The 16,857-nt window shown below is 70.2% G+C and carries 15 protein-coding genes, 4 tRNA genes and 1 pseudogene; 9 read left to right on the top strand and 11 right to left on the bottom strand.

What is annotated here, in order from left to right; all coding sequences use genetic code 11:
- The 4 genes and pseudogenes from ACFWB8_RS30665 to ACFWB8_RS30650 all read right to left on the bottom strand — a co-directional run.
- Positions 1–281, bottom strand: a pseudogene (locus ACFWB8_RS30665) (hypothetical protein); the annotation flags it as partial.
- A gap of 106 nt (positions 282–387) precedes the next feature.
- Positions 388–762 (bottom strand): fluoride efflux transporter CrcB, encoded by a 375-nt coding sequence (gene crcB / locus ACFWB8_RS30660; protein WP_385234294.1) that lies wholly within the window; start codon positions 760–762, stop codon positions 388–390.
- Positions 759–1,289, bottom strand: coding sequence for a CrcB family protein (locus ACFWB8_RS30655; RefSeq protein WP_385234292.1), 531 nt, complete (start codon positions 1,287–1,289; stop codon positions 759–761). Before ACFWB8_RS30655 ends, crcB begins: the two co-directional genes overlap by 4 nt.
- Complete coding sequence (locus ACFWB8_RS30650) at positions 1,286–1,636, bottom strand: metallopeptidase family protein (RefSeq protein WP_030726307.1); 351 nt, start codon at positions 1,634–1,636, stop codon at positions 1,286–1,288. Before ACFWB8_RS30650 ends, ACFWB8_RS30655 begins: the two co-directional genes overlap by 4 nt.
- 103 nt (positions 1,637–1,739) lie before the next feature.
- On the opposite strand from ACFWB8_RS30650, the gene ACFWB8_RS30645 reads away from it, so the two are divergent.
- From ACFWB8_RS30645 to ACFWB8_RS30635, 3 genes are all read left to right on the top strand, one after another.
- Positions 1,740–1,812 (top strand) — tRNA-Glu (locus tag ACFWB8_RS30645).
- Positions 1,813–1,851: 39 nt separating this feature from the next.
- Positions 1,852–1,925, top strand: a tRNA-Asp gene (locus ACFWB8_RS30640).
- A 22-nt stretch (positions 1,926–1,947) separates the two neighbouring features.
- Positions 1,948–2,024: transfer RNA gene (locus ACFWB8_RS30635), tRNA-Phe, on the top strand.
- A gap of 37 nt (positions 2,025–2,061) precedes the next feature.
- Here the strand turns inward: ACFWB8_RS30635 and ACFWB8_RS30630 are convergent.
- The 3 genes from ACFWB8_RS30630 to ACFWB8_RS30620 are packed head-to-tail and all read right to left on the bottom strand — an operon-like array spanning position 2,062 to position 4,100.
- The gene (locus tag ACFWB8_RS30630) at positions 2,062–2,910 is read right to left on the bottom strand and encodes a cytochrome c biogenesis CcdA family protein (protein WP_385234290.1); all 849 of its coding nucleotides are present in this window, start codon (positions 2,908–2,910) and stop codon (positions 2,062–2,064) included.
- Positions 2,907–3,644, bottom strand: a complete 738-nt coding sequence (locus tag ACFWB8_RS30625) for a DsbA family protein (RefSeq protein WP_385234288.1) — start codon at positions 3,642–3,644, stop codon at positions 2,907–2,909. The genes ACFWB8_RS30630 and ACFWB8_RS30625 overlap by 4 nt, the downstream gene beginning before the upstream one ends.
- Positions 3,645–3,701: 57 nt before the next feature.
- Positions 3,702–4,100: a hypothetical protein gene (locus ACFWB8_RS30620; RefSeq protein WP_385234285.1), complete on the bottom strand. Its 399-nt coding sequence runs from the start codon at positions 4,098–4,100 to the stop codon at positions 3,702–3,704.
- Positions 4,101–4,211: 111 nt separating this feature from the next.
- Between ACFWB8_RS30620 and hrpA the strand changes: the two genes are divergently transcribed.
- Complete coding sequence (gene hrpA / locus ACFWB8_RS30615; protein WP_385234282.1) at positions 4,212–8,135, top strand: ATP-dependent RNA helicase HrpA; 3,924 nt, start codon at positions 4,212–4,214, stop codon at positions 8,133–8,135.
- Positions 8,136–8,205: 70 nt separating this feature from the next.
- Positions 8,206–8,279 (top strand) — tRNA-Asp (locus ACFWB8_RS30610).
- 521 nt (positions 8,280–8,800) lie between these two features.
- Here the strand turns inward: ACFWB8_RS30610 and bldC are convergent.
- On the bottom strand, positions 8,801–9,007 hold the full coding sequence (gene bldC / locus ACFWB8_RS30605; protein ID WP_003949541.1) for a developmental transcriptional regulator BldC: 207 nt from the start codon (positions 9,005–9,007) through the stop codon (positions 8,801–8,803).
- A 559-nt stretch (positions 9,008–9,566) separates the two neighbouring features.
- Entirely contained in the window at positions 9,567–10,421 is an 855-nt protein-coding gene (locus ACFWB8_RS30600; RefSeq protein ID WP_385234279.1) for a hypothetical protein, read from the bottom strand.
- Between the two features lie 195 nt (positions 10,422–10,616).
- Here ACFWB8_RS30600 and ACFWB8_RS30595 point away from each other — a divergent pair, with 195 nt between their 5' ends.
- Together ACFWB8_RS30595 and ACFWB8_RS30590 are read left to right on the top strand one after the other, a co-directional pair.
- The gene (locus ACFWB8_RS30595) at positions 10,617–11,711 is read left to right on the top strand and encodes a Leu/Phe/Val dehydrogenase (RefSeq protein WP_385234276.1); all 1,095 of its coding nucleotides are present in this window, start codon (positions 10,617–10,619) and stop codon (positions 11,709–11,711) included.
- Between the two features lie 313 nt (positions 11,712–12,024).
- Positions 12,025–12,288: a DUF3073 domain-containing protein gene (locus ACFWB8_RS30590; RefSeq protein ID WP_385234273.1), complete on the top strand. Its 264-nt coding sequence runs from the start codon at positions 12,025–12,027 to the stop codon at positions 12,286–12,288.
- Between the two features lie 98 nt (positions 12,289–12,386).
- On the opposite strand, the gene purM is transcribed toward ACFWB8_RS30590, so the two are convergent.
- A complete protein-coding gene (purM, locus tag ACFWB8_RS30585; protein ID WP_385234270.1) occupies positions 12,387–13,457 on the bottom strand; it encodes a phosphoribosylformylglycinamidine cyclo-ligase in 1,071 nt (356 codons plus the stop codon).
- A gap of 100 nt (positions 13,458–13,557) precedes the next feature.
- The gene (gene purF / locus ACFWB8_RS30580) at positions 13,558–15,075 is read right to left on the bottom strand and encodes an amidophosphoribosyltransferase (protein ID WP_385234267.1); all 1,518 of its coding nucleotides are present in this window, start codon (positions 15,073–15,075) and stop codon (positions 13,558–13,560) included.
- Positions 15,076–15,221: 146 nt separating this feature from the next.
- On the opposite strand from purF, the gene ACFWB8_RS30575 reads away from it, so the two are divergent.
- A complete protein-coding gene (locus ACFWB8_RS30575) occupies positions 15,222–15,317 on the top strand; it encodes a putative leader peptide (RefSeq protein ID WP_356403555.1) in 96 nt (31 codons plus the stop codon).
- 115 nt (positions 15,318–15,432) lie between these two features.
- Entirely contained in the window at positions 15,433–16,857 is a 1,425-nt protein-coding gene (locus ACFWB8_RS30570) for a sulfatase-like hydrolase/transferase (protein ID WP_385234264.1), read from the top strand.

The following is a 16,857-nucleotide window of genomic DNA, read 5'->3' as shown; positions in this document are numbered from 1 at the left end:
GCGCCCGGGCTGGGCGAGGCCCCGGTCGCGCCGGCGGCCTTGCCGTCCTCCCCGGGCTTGCCGTCCGACTTGCCCGTACCGTCCTTGCCGCCGTGACCGTTGCCGTGGAGCCCGGAGCCCCGTCCCGAGGTGGCGGCCCCGCCGGACTTGGCCCCCTGGAGGTCCGCCGAGGAGGCGGGCCCCGGCTTCGCGGCGTCCTCGCCGATGCTCATGCAGCCCGCCGTCACCGTGACCGCGAACGCGGTGACGGCCAGACGCAGGGAAGCGGACAACTGGCGCACGGGGCACCTCCGGAACACAGTCCAAAGCTCCGCGGGGAGCGGGTCAATGTGCCCAACTCCCTTTGCCCCGTAAGAGACACGCCCCGCCGGTGGACGGCTCGCACGGTCAGGCGAAGAGCTGCCGCGCCACCTGCGACCCGAGGTGTACGGCGCCCAGCCCGACCAGCACCGACGCCGCCACGTTCGCCACCGCCAGGAACCTCCAGCCGCGCTCCGCCAGCCGCAACGTCTCGTAGGAGAAGGTCGAGTACGTGCTGAGCGCCCCGCACAACCCCGTCCCGAGCAGCAGGTTCAGCCGCGAGGAGCCCGCCCCGGACAGCGCCGCCCCGGACAGCACGCCGAGCACCAGACAGGCGGCCGCGTTCACCACGAAGGTCCCCCACGGGAACGCCGAATCGTGGCGCGCCTGCACCGCACGGTCCGTCAGGTAGCGCAGCGGCGCCCCGACGGCCGCGCCGAGCGCCACCAGCAGCCAGTTCACGCCCGCCCCCGGTCCCGGACCCGGTCGTGCCCGCGGCCCCGGACCGCGAGCCGCGTCATCGAGGCCGCCGCCCACACCGCGCCGAGCGCGGCGACCACCGTGAACCCGGCGTACGCCAGCGCGGCCTGGGCCTCCCCCTCGTCCAGCAGGCGCGAGAAGTCCACCGCGTACGTCGAGAAGGTGGTGAACCCGCCGAGCACCCCGACCCCGGCGAAGGGCCGCAGCAGCGGGTGCGGAGCCGTCCGGCCGCCCTCGCTGATCAGCACCATCAGGACGCCGATCAGCGCGCAGCCGGCCACATTGGTCCAGAAGGTGGCCCAGGGGAAACTCCCGGGCCCGGCCGGGAGCAGCAGCGAGACCCCGTACCGCGCGAGCGCCCCGGCCACGCCGCCGGCCGCCACCGCGGCGAGCACCGGCCCCTGCGGCTCGGCCCGCTGCGCGGGGACGTGGAGATCCACGTCCGGGTCGATCGCCTCGGCCTCGCCGGCCTCGCCGGCGGCCCCGGCCCCCTCGGCCGAGCGGGTCACCCGTACCCCAGCGCGTGCAGCCGGTCGTCGTCGATCCCGAAGTGGTGGGCGATCTCGTGCACCACGGTGACCTCCGTCTCCGCGACCACGCTCTCCCGGTCCTCACACATCCGCAACGTGGGGTTCCGGTAGATGGTGATGCGGTCCGGCAGCACCCCGGCGTACCACTCGCCCCGGTCGGTGAGCGGGGTCCCTTCGTACAGGCCGAGCAGCTCGGGGTCGTCCGCGGGCGGTTCGTCCTCGACGAACACCGCCACGTTGTCCATCAGCCGCGTGAGCTCCGGCGGGATGCGGTCCAAGGCCTCTGCGACGAGCTCTTCGAACTCCTCGCGCGTCATCTCCAGCACCCGGCCATTGTGACTCCGGGGGAAACCGTTTTGGCGATAGCTCCCCGGATCCCATATGCTTCTCACGTCCCCGACGCGCTGAGAAGCGCCCGGCGGGCCTTTAGCCCTCATCGTCTAGTGGCCCAGGACGCCGCCCTTTCAAGGCGGTAGCACGGGTTCGAATCCCGTTGGGGGTACGCAACACCATGTGCGAGACTTGTTCTCGCACAATGCAAGGACCTGTGGAGCAGTTGGTTAGCTCGCCACCCTGTCAAGGTGGAGGTCGCGGGTTCAAGTCCCGTCAGGTTCGCTGAAGCCGGAAACGGTTTCGTGGCTGGGTAGCTCAGTTGGTACGAGCGATCGCCTGAAAAGCGATAGGTCGCCGGTTCGACCCCGGCCCCAGCCACCACACAGAAGGCCCCGTCCATCGGACGGGGCCTTCTGCATTACCCGGCGTCGGCCGGGTCTTCGGTGGCGGTGCGCTCCGTACGGCGCCACTTCACGAGACCCACGGCAGCGGCCCCCAGGGCGACCAGCCCGAGCAGCGCCCAGTCCGGGACCCCGCCCGTGAGGGAGCGGACCCGCTCCTCCACCGCGAACGAGTCGTCCACGTCCAGCAGCCCCGGCAGCGCGCTCGCCCCGTCGTAGACCAGGAACAGCGTGCCGAGCACGATGAAGAACAGCCCGGACAGCAGTGAGGTGGTGTGCAGCTCGAATCGGCCCACCGAGAGGGTCCGGCCGCGCAGCCAGCGCCGCCGCCCCAGGTCGAACCGCTCCCACAGCAGGGCCAGCAGGAACAGCGGCACCGCCATGCCCAGGGCGTAGACCGCCAGCAGCAGGCCGCCGTAGACGGGGCTGCCGCTGACCGCGGCGACCGTCAGGACGCTGCCCAGGATGGGGCCGGCGCAGAAACCGGCCAGGCCGTACACCGCGCCGAGCGCGTACACCGACAGCGCGGTGGTGGGCCGGATCCGCCCGGACAGCTCCGAGATGCGCTTCGAGGCGAAGCCGAGGCCGAGGATCTGCGCGAGTCCGAGCGCGATGATCAGCCAGCCGCCGACGAGGACCAGCTCCTCGCGGTTGCTGTGGAAGAACCGCCCGGCGTACGAGCCGGCCGCCCCCAGCGGTACGAGGGTGCTCGCGAGGCCCGCGTAGAAGATCCCGGTGCGCGCGAGCAGCCGGGAGGCGGAGTCGATGGAGTACGCGAAGAAGGCCGGCAGCAGCAGGGCGCTGCACGGGCTGAGCAGCGCGAGGAGGCCGCCCAGCAGGGCGGCCAGGTATCCGATGTCGGTCACTTCGCGGCCTTCGCCTTGGCGATCGCCGCCATGAAGGCGTCCAGTGGCTGGGCGCCCGCGATGGGCGTGCCGTTGATCAGGAAGGAGGGGGTCGACTGCACGCCGATGCGGTAGCCCTCCTCCTGGTCCTTGCGCAGGGCCGCGGTGGCGCCCTCGCCGGCCGCGTCCTGCTTGAACTTCTCCGGGTCCGGGACCCCGGCCTGCCGGGCCAGTTCCTCCAGGCGGGCCGCGCCGAAGCCCTTCTCCTTCGAGCCCTCGGCGTACGCGGCCGCGTGGAACTGCTGGAAGCGGTCCTGCTGCCCGGCGGCCCAGGCGGCCTTGGCGGCGGCCTCGGAGTCGGCGCCGAAGATGGGGAAGTTGCGCCACTCGATGCGCAGGGTGCCGTCCTGCACGTACTTCTTCACCAGTTCGGGCTCGGTGTCGCGGGCGAACTTGCCGCAGTAGCCGCACTTGAAGTCGCTGTACTCGATGAGCACGACGGGCGCGTCCGCGCGGCCCACGGCGAGCTTGTCGCCGGAGTCGCGGCGGGCCAGCGCCTTGAGCGCCGCGGCGGGGTCGGTCCCGGGCGTGGCGGCGGAGGCCCCGGACCGGCCGGAGTCCTTCTCGGCGGGGGCGGTGGCCTGCCAGGAGACGAGGCCGAGGGTGATCGCCGCGACGGCGACACCGGCGGAGATCAGGAGGGGCTTGCGGGCGGGGGTCTTGCGGGAGGCGGGCTTGCGGGAGGAAGAGGACATGCGGGTGCGTTCTCCAGTGCTGCGGAAGGGTGGGGCGGACCGGGGGGAGCGGTCCTCCTACACCCGCATCACGGAGAGCTCCACCGGCCCGGGCGCCGCCAGATCGGGCCCGCGTACGCAGATCAGCGCCCGGGGGATCGCGAAGGCTCCGCCCTCTGCGAGCGCGGGCCGGTCGGCGGCCGGTGTGCCCGGTTCCGCGTGCCCGGCGGCCCGCGCCGGGACGGCCGGGGCGCCGTCGGGTCCGGCCGGAGCGGGGTCACACCGCCCGGCGCCCGCGTCGTGGGCGGCCGGCGCCTGCGCCTGCGCCTGCGCGACCAGCGACAGCGGGGCCGGGGCCGACGCGCGGGGCGCGCCCAGGTCCGTACCGCCCGGTCCGGCGCCGGCCAGGGCGCAGAGCACCGCCAGGACGGCGGCAGCCAGCAGGCACCACACGCCGCGGTGCGGACTGCTGCGCATACGTGGGACCTCTCACGGACGTCGGTCGGGGGACTCGTCCCGAAATGGTACGGGTCAGCCCCACAAATGCGTTCGCCACCCGGAGGGACCAGGTGAGATCCTCGACCAGGTATGTCTACTTCCTTCGCCGCCCTGCAGACGCTTCTCGGTGAGATCTCCCTCCGTGACGCGCACCGCCTCGGCCGCCGCCTCGAAGGCGCCCGCCGTATCCGCAAGCCCGAGGCCAAGCAGGCCGTGCTCGACGAGATCGCCGCGGAGGCCGCGAAGGCCGCCGGGCGACTGGCCGGCCGTGCCTCGCGGATGCCGGAGGTCACGTATCCCGAGAGCCTGCCCGTCAGCCAGAAGAAGGACGAGATCGCCGAGGCGATACGCGACCACCAGGTCGTGATCGTCGCGGGCGAGACCGGCTCCGGCAAGACCACGCAGATCCCCAAGATCTGCATGGAGCTGGGCCGCGGCGTCCGCGGCATGATCGGGCACACCCAGCCCCGCCGGATCGCGGCCCGCACGGTCGCGGAGCGCATCGCGGAGGAGCTGAAGTCCGAGATCGGGCAGACGGTCGGCTGGAAGGTCCGGTTCACCGACCAGGTGGACCAGGACGCGACCTTCGTGAAGCTGATGACGGACGGCATCCTGCTGGCCGAGATCCAGACGGACCGCGAGCTGCGCGCGTACGACACGATCATCATCGACGAGGCCCACGAACGGTCTCTGAACATCGACTTCCTGCTCGGCTACCTGGCCACGCTGCTGCCGAAGCGCCCCGACCTCAAGGTCGTGATCACCTCGGCGACCATCGACCCGGAGCGGTTCTCCCGGCACTTCGGGGACGCGCCGATCGTCGAGGTCAGCGGCCGTACGTACCCGGTCGAGGTCCGCTACCGCCCGCTCCTGGAGGAGGAGGGCGACGACAGCGACCGGGACCAGATCACCGCGATCTGCGAGGCCGTGGACGAGCTCCAGGCGGAGGGCCCGGGTGATGTCCTGGTCTTCCTCTCCGGCGAGCGCGAGATCCGCGACACGGCAGACGCGCTAAACAAACGGAACCTGCGCTTCACCGAGGTTCTCCCCCTCTATGCGCGCCTCTCGCACGCCGAGCAGCACCGGGTCTTCCAGCAGCACACCGGCCGCCGGATCGTCCTCGCGACGAACGTCGCCGAGACCTCGCTGACCGTCCCGGGCATCAAGTACGTGATCGACCCGGGCACCGCCCGGATCTCCCGCTACAGCCACCGCACCAAGGTCCAGCGGCTGCCCATCGAGCGGATCTCGCAGGCCAGCGCCAACCAGCGAAAGGGCCGCTGCGGCCGTACCAGCGACGGCATCTGCATCCGGCTGTACTCCGAGGACGACTTCCTCTCCCGTCCCGAGTTCACGGACGCCGAGATCCTGCGCACGAACCTCGCCTCCGTCATCCTGCAGATGACCGCGGCCGGCCTCGGCGAGATCGAGAAGTTCCCCTTCCTCGACCCGCCGGACCACCGCAACATCCGCGACGGCGTCCAGCTGCTCCAGGAGCTCGGCGCGCTGGACCCGACGGAGAAGGACCCGAAGAAGCGGCTCACCCCGATGGGCCGCCAGCTCTCCCAGCTCCCGGTGGACCCGCGCCTGGCCCGCATGGTCGTGGAGGCGGACAAGAACAACTGCGTGCGCGAGGTCATGGTCATCGCGGCCGCCCTGTCCATCCAGGACCCGCGCGAGCGGCCCTCGGACAAGCAGACCCAGGCCGACCAGAACCACGCCCGCTTCAAGGACGAGACCAGCGACTTCCTGGCCTTCCTGAACATGTGGCGCTACGTCCGCGAGCAGCAGAAGGAGCGCGGCTCCTCCGCCTTCCGCCGGATGTGCAAGCAGGAGTACCTGAACTTCCTGCGGATCCGCGAGTGGCAGGACATCTATTCGCAGCTGCGCACGGTCGCCAAGACCATGGGCATCCACGTCAACGAGGCCGACGCCCCCGAGCAGAGCGTCCACATCTCGCTGCTGGCCGGCCTGCTCTCGCACATCGGCCTGAAGGACACCGAGAAGAACGAGTACCTGGGGGCGCGGTCCGCCAAGTTCGCGATCTTCCCGGGCTCGGCGCTCTTCAAGAAGCAGCCGAAGTTCCTGATGTCGGCGGAGCTGGTGGAGACCTCGCGCCTGTGGGCCCGGGTGAACGCCAAGGTGGAGCCGGAGTGGGTCGAGCCGCTCGCGCAGCACCTGATCAAGCGCACGTACAGCGAGCCGCACTGGGAGAAGGACCAGGCGGCCGTGATGGCGTTCGAGAAGGTCACGCTGTACGGCGTGCCGATCGTGGCCCAGCGGAAGATCAACTACGGCCGGATCGACCCCGAGGTCTCACGGGAGCTGTTCATCCGCAACGCCCTGGTCGAGGGCGACTGGCGGACCCACCACAAGTTCTACGCCGACAACCGCAAGCTCCTCACCGAGGTGGAGGAGCTGGAGAACCGGGCCCGGCGCCGCGACATCGTGGTGGACGACGAGACGCTCTTCGACTTCTACGACCAGCGGATCCCCGAACACGTGGTTTCCGGCGCCCACTTCGACTCCTGGTGGAAGCACAAGAAGCGCGACGAGCCCGAACTGCTCGACTTCGAGCGCGAGATGCTGCTGACCGAGAAGGCGGCCGGGGTCACCAAGGCCGACTACCCGGACTCCTGGCAGCAGGGGCAGCTCACATTCCGCGTGACGTACCAGTTCGAGCCGGGCGCGGACGCGGACGGCGTGACCGTCCACATCCCGCTCCAGGTGCTGAACCAGGTCACCGACGAGGGCTTCGACTGGCAGATCCCGGGTCTGCGCGAGGAGATCGTCACCGAGCTGATCCGCTCGCTGCCGAAGCCGATCCGCCGCCACTACGTGCCCGCGCCGAACTTCGCGAGCCGCTTCCTGGCGACGGCCGTGCCGCTGCAGGAGCCCCTGCACGTGACGCTCGCGCGTGAGCTCCACCGGATGGTCGGGGTGCCGGTCTCGGCCGAGGACTTCGACCTCACCCGGATCCCGGACCACCTGAAGATCACCTTCCGGATCGTCGACGAGCGCCGCAAGAACCTCGCCGAGGACAAGGACCTGGAGGCGCTGCGGCTGAAGCTGAAGCCCAAGGCCCGCCAGGCCCTCTCCAAGGCCGCCGCGGCCACCGCCGAGCGGGCGGGCGGCGAGTCGCTGGAGCGCTCCGGGCTGACCGACTGGACGATCGGCACGCTGACCAAGGTCTTCGAGACCCGTCGGGCCGGCCAGCCGGTGAAGGCCTACCCGGCGCTGGTGGACGAGGGCGCGAGCGTCTGCGTACGGCTCTTCGACACCGAGGCCGAGCAGCAGCAGGCGATGTGGCTGGGCACCCGGCGGCTGATCCTGCTGAACATCCCGGTGAATCCGGCGAAGTTCGCCTCGGACCACCTGACCAACCAGCAGAAGCTGGCCCTGTCCAGGAACCCGCACGGGTCGATCCAGGCGCTCTTCGACGACTGCGCGACCGCGGCGACCGACAAGCTGATCGCCGACCACGGCGGCCCGGCGTGGGACGAGACGGGCTTCCGGAAACTCTACGAAGCCGTACGGACCGACCTGGTGGACACGACCGTACGCACGGTGGGCCAGGTGCAGCAGGTGCTGGCCGCCTGGCAGGCCTGTGAGCGCCGCCTGAAGGCCACGAACAGCCTGGCCCTGGTCGCCAACCTGCAGGACGTCAGGACGCAGCTGGCGGCCCTCGTGCCGGCCGGCTTCGTGACGCTGACCGGACTGCGCCGGCTGCCGGACCTGATGCGCTACCTGGTGGCGGCGGACCGGCGGCTCCAGCAGATGCCCACGGGGGTCCAGCGCGACACCACCCGCATGGAGAAGGTCCACGAGATGCGGGACGAGTACCTGTGGCTGCTGGAGCAGCTCCCGAAGGGGCGGCCGGTGCCGTCCGAGGTCACCGAGATCCGCTGGATGATCGAGGAACTCCGGGTCAGTTACTTCGCGCACGCGCTCGGGACGGCGTACCCGATCTCCGACAAGCGGATCGTGAAGGCGGTGGATGCGGCGGCCCCGTGATCGGGTTCGACCGCACCCCCTGAGCTGTTGTACAGTTTGATTCGCAGCCGGGTGATCGGCAGCGCATCAAGGACCTGTGGAGCAGTTGGTTAGCTCGCCACCCTGTCAAGGTGGAGGTCGCGGGTTCAAGTCCCGTCAGGTTCGCAGAAACGTCAGGGCCCGTATCCCCCAGGGGATACGGGCCCTGACGCGTTTCCCTGGCCGACGCGTTTCCCTGGCCGACGCGATCCGCTCCGGGCCGATGCGATCCGCTCCGGGCGACTCCCGGCCCCCTCCCGGCCCCCTCCCGGATCAGTCCCGAAAATCCCTCGTCCGCATGATGCGGTTCACGACCCGTGTCCCCTTACGGGGTGCATTACCGGACCGACAAGAGCGATCAGCTGTGACGGGAGTCACCACACGAGTTTTTGAGATGCTCACATTTATCAGACTCCTACGCCGCCTCGATTTAATATGTGCAATGGCACCCACCTCGGCGAGCCCCGCACACCAGCCCGATTCCCGCCTGACCTGGGCATAAAAAAGATCGCGCTGGACCCGGCGGAGTCCAGCGCGACCGACGACTGTCGGACCTGTTGGGGCAGGACCGGTCGTATGAAGCTATGTGGGTTTCATCGGATTGGGGGACCCGATATAGACCCGGTATTAAGGGGTGCTGCGGAACCTCAGGCCTCGCTGCGCTGCTGCGGAATTCCCGCAAGCAGTGCGCGGACCTCAGCCTCGCGGTAACGGCGGTGTCCACCCAGGGTGCGGATGGACGTGAGCTTGCCAGCCTTGGCCCAGCGAGTGACCGTCTTCGGGTCCACGCGGAACATCGTGGCAACCTCAGCCGGGGTCAGCAGCGGCTCGGCATCAGGGGTGCGAGCGGTCATGAGCGGCCTCCTCGGGAGAACCGAACCATCTCGGTTCTTTCCTCTAAATTCTGCACCTTGGCCCGCGTTGCCCGAAATGGACATACGCGGGCCGAGTCGGTTATAGGACGAACGGCTTGTCCTCGGCACTACAACTACACCATCCGTCCAGCCTCGACGGCCAAACCGACGGAATTGCCCTCCGAGGTGTTCATCAGCGGCGGAAGCCGATGGACCGCCCCATAACGGACAGTCACCCCACTGTGACGATCAGTCACAGAGCCATCAGGAGTCGTCAGACCCCCCGTAGCGTGCAATGCCGAGCATTCCGCCCTTAGTTGGGCGGAAGGAACCCTCCCCGGACTCCTTGTCCTATTTTGGCACGAGGGTAGGGGAAGGGCGCAAGGGTGTAGATAGTGCGGTCCGTCACGCTTGGGCCAATGGCCCGTATCGGGACGAAGGTCCTGGAACTAAGTCCTGAATGAGATGATCAAGCCTCGGATGGGCGACTTGCACCGCCTCGGCCGATCGGCCGATGCGCGGAGGCTCCGGGACGCCCCGTCCGACCGGCCGGCAGGTCCTAGTTGGCGAAGAGCCGCTCCCTGACCGCCCGCCAGCGCTCCGCCAGCTCCCCGTACGCCCCCGCCGCCCCCGACTCGTCCCCGGCCCGCAGCGCGGCGAAGCCGACCGCCAGGTCCCGGGCCGAGCGGTCGGCCGCCAGCCGGTCCGCGGGGAGCGCGTGCAGCAGCCCGCCGTAGTCCAGCTCGACCATCGAGCGCGGGTGGAACTCTTCCAGCCAGCTCCCGACCTCCACCAGCCCCTCGGCGAGCATCCCGTACCCCTCCGCCTCCCGCAGGGCCCGCAGGCCCCGTGCGAGCCGCCGCCGGGCCTGCACCATCGGCGTGCGGTAGCGCAGCCGCTCGCCGGGCACGTACTCCCGCTCCTCGTCGGCCACGAGCACGAACCAGCGCAGCGGGACCTGCCACACCCCGGTACGGATCCACGGGCGCGCATCCGGGTTCCGCTCGCGCCAGCGCTCGTAGTCCTCGGCCGCCTGCCGCCGCAGGCCCGGCGGCAGGGCCGCGTCGAGCACCGGCAGCGGGAACTGCCCCACCAGCTCCTGGAGCGCCAGCCAGCCGCGCAGCCGGGTGCGCCACGGGCAGACCAGCAGCACCCCGTCGACCTCGGCGGTGAAGGCGTCCGCACTCTCGTGGGCCGGCACCCCCACCACGGGCACCCGTACCAAGTCGGACAGGGAGCGGCGCAATTCGTCCTGGGCGGTCGGGGTGACCCCGCGGCGGGCGTAGTCGGCCCAGTGCCCGCGCTCCGGCTCCGGGAAGGCCGCCAGGGGCTCGTAGACGCGCAGGTAGGAGGCGTACGGGACGGCGGGCGCGGAACGCGCGGAGGGCAGCCGGGGATCGGGGGATTCGCTCACGCTCTCGTACTCCCCCCTTTGGGCGCCCGGTTCACCTTTACGGCCCCGGAAGCCTTCCCGTACTCCGGGAGTGTTCCGATCCCCGGACAGGGCGGTCCCGTACGCCCCGCAGGTCTTACGCTGCTCCCAGCACGCCCTCCCCCACCCGCAGGGCGGGCGTCATTCCGCCGCATCTCTTCCATGGGAGTCACCACCGTGACCGAAATGACCGACGGCGTCCTGCACACCATGTTCCGCACGGAACAAGGCGGCCACGAGCAAGTCGTGCTGTGCCAGGACCGAGCCACAGGCCTGAAGGCCGTCATCGCGATCCACTCCACCGCCCTGGGCCCCGCCCTCGGCGGTACGCGCTTCCACGCGTACGCCTCCGACGAGGAGGCCGTCCTCGACGCGCTCAACCTCTCGCGCGGCATGTCGTACAAGAACGCCCTCGCCGGGCTCGACCTCGGCGGCGGCAAGGCCGTGATCATCGGCGACCCGTCCGTCCTGAAGAGCGAGGAACTACTGCTGGCCTACGGCCGGTTCGTGGAGTCCCTCGGCGGCCGCTACGTGACCGCCTGCGACGTCGGCACGTACGTGGCCGACATGGACGTCGTGGCCCGCGAGACCCGCTGGGCGACCGGCCGCTCCCCCGAGAACGGCGGCGCCGGCGACTCCTCGGTGCTCACCGCCTTCGGCGTCTTCCAGGGCATGCGCGCCAGCGCCCAGCACCTGTGGGGCGACCCGACCCTGCGCGGCCGCAAGGTCGCGGTGGCGGGCGTGGGCAAGGTCGGCCACCACCTGGTCGAGCACCTGCTTCAGGACGGCGCCGAGGTCGTCATCACGGACGTGCGCGAAGAGTCGGTGCGACGCATCCTCGACAAGCACCCGGGCAAGGTCACCGCGGTCGCCGACACGGAGGCGCTGATCCGCGTGGAGGGCCTGGACATCTACGCCCCCTGCGCGCTCGGCGGGGCCCTGAGCGACGCGTCGGTGAACGTCCTGACGGCAAAGGTCGTCTGCGGCGCGGCCAACAACCAGCTCGCCCACCCGGGCGTCGAGAAGGACCTCGCGGACCGCGGGATCCTCTACGCGCCGGACTACGTGGTCAACGCGGGCGGGGTCATCCAGGTCGCCGACGAGCTGCGCGGCTTCGACTTCGACCGCTGCAAGGCGAAGGCGGCGCAGATCTTCGACACCACCCTGGCCATATTCGCACGCGCGAAGACCGACGGGATCCCGCCGGCGGCCGCGGCCGACCGGATCGCCGAGCAGCGCATGGCGGACGCCCGCGCCGCGCGCACCGTCTAAGGACGGGCAGCGGGCCTTCACGGGCCCGTTACGGGGCCTTCCGGTGCGCCCGCCGGGGTGCGGCGAGACGGAACTCACTGTACTTCGGCGGGTCGCCGGTCAGGAAAGGGCTAAAATCGCAGCTGACCAGCGAGGACGGGGCGCCTTGCTGGTACTGCACCGGGGCGCGTCATGCGGGCGGCGTACCGTATGGCCGCGGAAGCAGGTACCGTTAAACCCCTACGGACGGTCTCTCCACGGAGAGCCCGCTCCGAACCATGAACGCGTGTCAGACTCTGGGGCCGTCGAGCCCCGTCACCGAGGGGGTCGAGCCATGGGGCGCGGCCGGGCAAAGGCCAAGCAGACGAAGGTCGCCCGCCAGCTGAAGTACAGCAGCGGCGGGACTGACTTGTCGCGTCTGGCCAACGAGCTGGGCGCATCGACCACGGAACCGCTGCCAGTCAGCGAGCCGGTCGAAGTTGATGACGAGCTGGATGACGAAGACGACCCGTACGCTCGGTACGCGGAGCTGTACAACAGCGATGACGACGACGAGGACGAAGAGTCCGGTCCGTCGGCACACCGTCGTGGCGCTTGACGCGCTGAGCTGATCACCAGCACGGATTCAAGGCTTCACAGGGTCAAAACATTGAAACCCGGTCCGGGGCATCGCCCCGGGCCGGGTTTCCGTGCTGCTCAGCTCGCGTAGGAACCGGTCAGGGTCGCACCCTCGGTGTGGTCGCCTCGGTCGAGGATCTCGCCGGCGACCCAGGCGTCCACGCCCCGGTCGGCGAGCGCGGTCAGGGCCACGTCCACCGACTGCTGCGGGACCACGGCCATCATGCCGACGCCCATGTTCAGGGTCTTCTCCAGCTCCAGCTGTTCCACCCGGCCCGCCTTGCCGACCAGGTCGAACACCGCACCCGGGGTCCAGGTCGAGCGGTCGACCGTGGCGTGGAGGTGGTCCGGGATCACCCGGGCGAGGTTGGCCGCGAGGCCGCCGCCCGTGATGTGCGAGTACGCGTGGACCTCGGCCGTACGGGTGAGGGCCATGCAGTCCAGCGAGTAGATCTTGGTGGGCTCCAGGAGCTCCTCGCCGAGGGTCCGGCCGAGCTCCTCGACGTGGCTCTCCAGCGACATCTTGGCCCGGTCGAAGAGGACGTGGCGGACCAGCGAGTACCCGTTCGAGTGAAGGCCGGAGGACGCCATGGCGATGACGGCGTCACCCGTACGGATGCGATCCGCGCCCAGCAGCCGGTCGTATTCGACGACACCGGTGCCCGCGCCCGCCACGTCGAAGTCGTCCGGGCCCAACAGACCGGGGTGTTCGGCGGTTTCGCCGCCCACCAGTGCGCAGCCGGCGAGGACACAGCCCTCGGCGATGCCCTTGACGATCGCCGCGACACGCTCGGGGTGGACCTTGCCGACGCAGATGTAGTCGGTCATGAAGAGCGGCTCGGCGCCGCAGACGACGATGTCGTCCATGACCATCGCGACCAGGTCGTGGCCGATGGTGTCGTACACGCCCAGCTGACGGGCGATGTCCACCTTGGTGCCGACGCCGTCGGTCGCGGAGGCGAGCAGGGGGCGCTCGTAGCGCTTGAGGGCGGAGGCGTCGAAGAGGCCGGCGAAGCCGCCGAGGCCGCCGAGGACCTCGGGGCGCTGCGTCTTCTTCACCCACTCCTTCATCAGCTCGACGGCGCGGTCTCCCGCTTCGATGTCGACGCCCGCGGCTGCGTAGCTGGCACCGGTGGTCTTCTCTGTCATGACAGGGAGAGCTTTCGTGTCGTTTGCTGCGTGGGGTGCCGGGCCCCGGGAAAAGCCTGAAAGGCGGGGCCCGGCGCAGGTTGAGCGGGTGAGGACCCGGCTACGGGCGACGGAGCGCGTCGGCGGCGTCCGTGCCGCCCGCGAGCTCGGTCTCCAGGAGCTGCTTACCCAGGAGCTGCGGGTCGGGGAGCTCCATCGGGTACACGCCGTCGAAGCAGGCACGGCAGAGGTTGGGCTTCTGGATGGTCGTCGCCTCGATCATCGCGTCGAGCGAGATGTAGGAGAGCGAGTCCGCGCCGAGGGACGTGGCGATCTCGTCGACCGTCATGCCGTTGGCGATGAGCTCGGCCCGGGTGGCGAAGTCGATGCCGAAGAAGCACGGCCACTTCACCGGCGGCGAGGAGATCCGGATGTGGACCTCCGCCGCGCCGGCCTCGCGGAGCATCTTCACGAGGGCGCGCTGGGTGTTGCCGCGGACGATCGAGTCGTCGACGACCACCAGGCGCTTGCCCCGGATGACTTCCTTGAGGGGGTTGAGCTTCAGGCGGATGCCGAGCTGGCGGATCGTCTGCGAGGGCTGGATGAAGGTCCGGCCGACGTAGGCGTTCTTGACCAGGCCGGAGCCGTACGGGATCCCGCTCGCCTCGGCGTACCCGACGGCGGCGGGCGTGCCGGACTCCGGCGTCGCTATCACCAGGTCGGCGTCGACCGGGGCTTCCTTGGCCAGGCGCCGGCCCATCTCGACACGCGAGAGGTAGACGTTGCGGCCGGCGATGTCGGTGTCCGGGCGCGCCAGGTAGACGTACTCGAAGACACAGCCCTTGGGCTTCGCTTCCGCGAATCGAGAGGTCCGCAGACCGTTCTCGTCGATCGCGATGAGCTCGCCCGGCTCGACCTCGCGGACGAAGCTGGCGCCGCAGATGTCGAGGGCGGCGGTCTCACTCGCGACCACCCAGCCGCGCTCCAGGCGGCCGAGGACCAGCGGGCGGATGCCCTGCGGGTCACGGGCGGTGTAGAGGGTTCCCTCGTCCATGAAGACGAGCGAGAACGCACCCTTGACCTTCGGGAGGACCTTGGTGGCCGACTCCTCGATCGTCAGGGGCTTGCCGTCGTCGTCGACCTGGCCGGCCAGCAGGGCCGTCACGAGATCGGTGTCGTTGGTCGCGGCCACCTGAGTGGCGCGGCCGTCCTGACGGGGGAGGTCGGCGACCATCTCGGCAAGCTCGGCGGTGTTCACCAGGTTGCCGTTGTGACCCAGGGCAATGGAGCCGTGGGCGGTCGCACGGAAGGTGGGCTGCGCGTTCTCCCAGACGGAGGCTCCGGTGGTCGAGTAGCGGGCGTGACCGACCGCGATATGACCCTGGAGCGAGCCGAGAGAGGTTTCGTCGAAGACTTGGGAAACTAGGCCCATGTCCTTGAAGACGAGGATCTGGGAACCGTTGCTTACAGCGATTCCCGCGGACTCTTGTCCGCGGTGCTGTAGCGCATACAGTCCGAAGTAGGTGAGCTTGGCGACCTCTTCACCCGGAGCCCAGACACCGAAGACGCCGCAAGCGTCCTGGGGGCCTTTCTCTCCGGGGAGCAGGTCGTGGTTGAGTCGTCCATCACCACGAGGCACACCACCGAGTGTAGGCGAGATCGACCACTGGTCCGAATTGGGGACGGCCGGGAAATCTCACAGCACAGAGGGTGAGCGAGCGGCCCGTCTCGGTATTCGGAGCACTTGTTGACATCTACGAGCGCATTCGTACAGGCTCTCGCTCCATGCAGCCTCTCGGTGACGCTTCCGTCACCCTCGTCGAGCGCCGACACGTAGACCTGGTCCGTGTCGCGAGCGCCATCTGTCGCTGTTCTGCGTAACCGCAACTCTCCTTCCCCTTTTCTCATTTCCGCCACGCCCCGCCCTGCCCTGCCGTGCCGCGCGCCGTCCCGCGCCCCGCCCTGGGCGAGGGGCGAGCTGCGCCTTGGAGTACTTGTGTCTTCGTACAACAGCAAGCTGTCCCGCCGTACCTTCGGCAGCGCCGTCGGAGCGAGTGCGGCCGCCGCCGCGGTGGGGCTGGGGGCCACCCCCGCCCAGGCCGCCGAAGGCCCGTACGCGGGGTCCGAGGAGCGGGAGTTCCGGGCCGCGGGCGGGCGGCGCTCGCGGCGGCCGAACATCCTGTTCATCCTCGGCGACGACCTCGGCTGGGCCGACCTGTCCTCGTACGGCTCCCCGCACATCCAGACCCCGAACCTGGACCGGCTCGCCCGCCAGGGCGTCCGCTTCACCGACGCCTACTCCGGCTCCGCGACCTGCTCTCCGACCCGGTTCAGCCTGTACACCGGGCGCTACCCGGCCCGGACCAGGGGCGGGCTGGCCGAGCCGATCGCCGACAGGTCGGCGGGCCTGGAGCCGACCCACCCGACGCTGGCCTCGCTGCTGCGCGACTCCGGTTACGCCACCGCGCTGATCGGCAAGTGGCACGCGGGCTACCTGCCCGACTACAGCCCGACCAAGTCCGGCTGGGAGGAGTTCTTCGGCAACTTCGGCGGGGCCCTGGAGTACTACTCCAAGCTGGGCCTGGGTGGCGAGTACGACCTCTACGAGGGCGACGCCGAGTACAAGGACCTGCGCTACTACACGCGGATCATCACGGAGCGGGCGTCCGAATACGTCTCCCGCGACCACCACGGCAAGCCGTGGCTGCTGAACCTCAACTTCACCACCCCGCACTGGCCGTGGATCGCCGAGGGGGACACCGGGGAGAGCGCCGAGATCGTCCGGCGGATCAAGGCGGGCGACGGGCGCGCGCTGTGGCACCAGGACGGCGGCTCGGTCGAGAAGTACAAGGAGATGGTCGAGGACCTCGACCGGTCGATCGGCGAAGTGCTGAAGGCGCTGAAGCGCTCCGGGCAGGAGGAGGACACCCTGGTCGTCTTCTCCAGCGACAACGGCGGCGAGCGGTTCTCGTACAACTGGCCGCTGTCGGGCAACAAGGCCTCCCTCCAGGAGGGCGGGATCCGGGTGCCGAACATCGCGCGCTGGCCCGCACGACTCGACGGCGGCCAAGTCAGCCGCGTCCCGGTGTTCAGCCCGGACTGGACGGCGACCCTGCTGGAGCTGGCCGGGACCCGGCCGCACCCGGCGTACCCGCTGGACGGCGTGAGCCTGGCCGGATATCTGCTGCGCGGCGAGCGCGTCGCCGAGCGGGACCTGTTCTGGCGGGTGCGCGGCGAGCGGGCACTGCGCCGCGGGGACTGGAAGTACTACCGCGGCAAGGCGGGCCGGGACCAGCTGTTCGACCTCGCCGGCGACCTCCGCGAGCAGGCCGACAAGGCGGCCGCGGAACCGGCCCGGCTGGCGCAGCTGCGGGCGGCCTGGGAGTCCGTAGACGCGGGACTGCTGCCCTACCCGGCGTGA

The sequence above is a fragment of the Streptomyces sp. NPDC060031 genome (genome assembly GCF_042736805.1).
GTDB lineage: Bacteria > Actinomycetota > Actinomycetes > Streptomycetales > Streptomycetaceae > Streptomyces.
This window is presented reverse-complemented; position numbering and strand designations above follow the sequence as displayed.

Coding starts and splice junctions, on each gene's coding strand:
- purM (WP_385234270.1), bottom strand. CDS start 13,457: ATGACAGAGAAGACCACCGGTGCCAGCTACGCAGCCGCGGGCGTCGAC.
- ACFWB8_RS30575 (WP_356403555.1), top strand. CDS start 15,222: ATGCAGCCTCTCGGTGACGCTTCCGTCACCCTCGTCGAGCGCCGACAC.
- ACFWB8_RS30620 (WP_385234285.1), bottom strand. CDS start 4,100: ATGCGCAGCAGTCCGCACCGCGGCGTGTGGTGCCTGCTGGCTGCCGCC.
- ACFWB8_RS30625 (WP_385234288.1), bottom strand. CDS start 3,644: ATGTCCTCTTCCTCCCGCAAGCCCGCCTCCCGCAAGACCCCCGCCCGC.
- hrpA (WP_385234282.1), top strand. CDS start 4,212: ATGTCTACTTCCTTCGCCGCCCTGCAGACGCTTCTCGGTGAGATCTCC.
- bldC (WP_003949541.1), bottom strand. CDS start 9,007: ATGACCGCTCGCACCCCTGATGCCGAGCCGCTGCTGACCCCGGCTGAG.
- ACFWB8_RS30590 (WP_385234273.1), top strand. CDS start 12,025: ATGGGGCGCGGCCGGGCAAAGGCCAAGCAGACGAAGGTCGCCCGCCAG.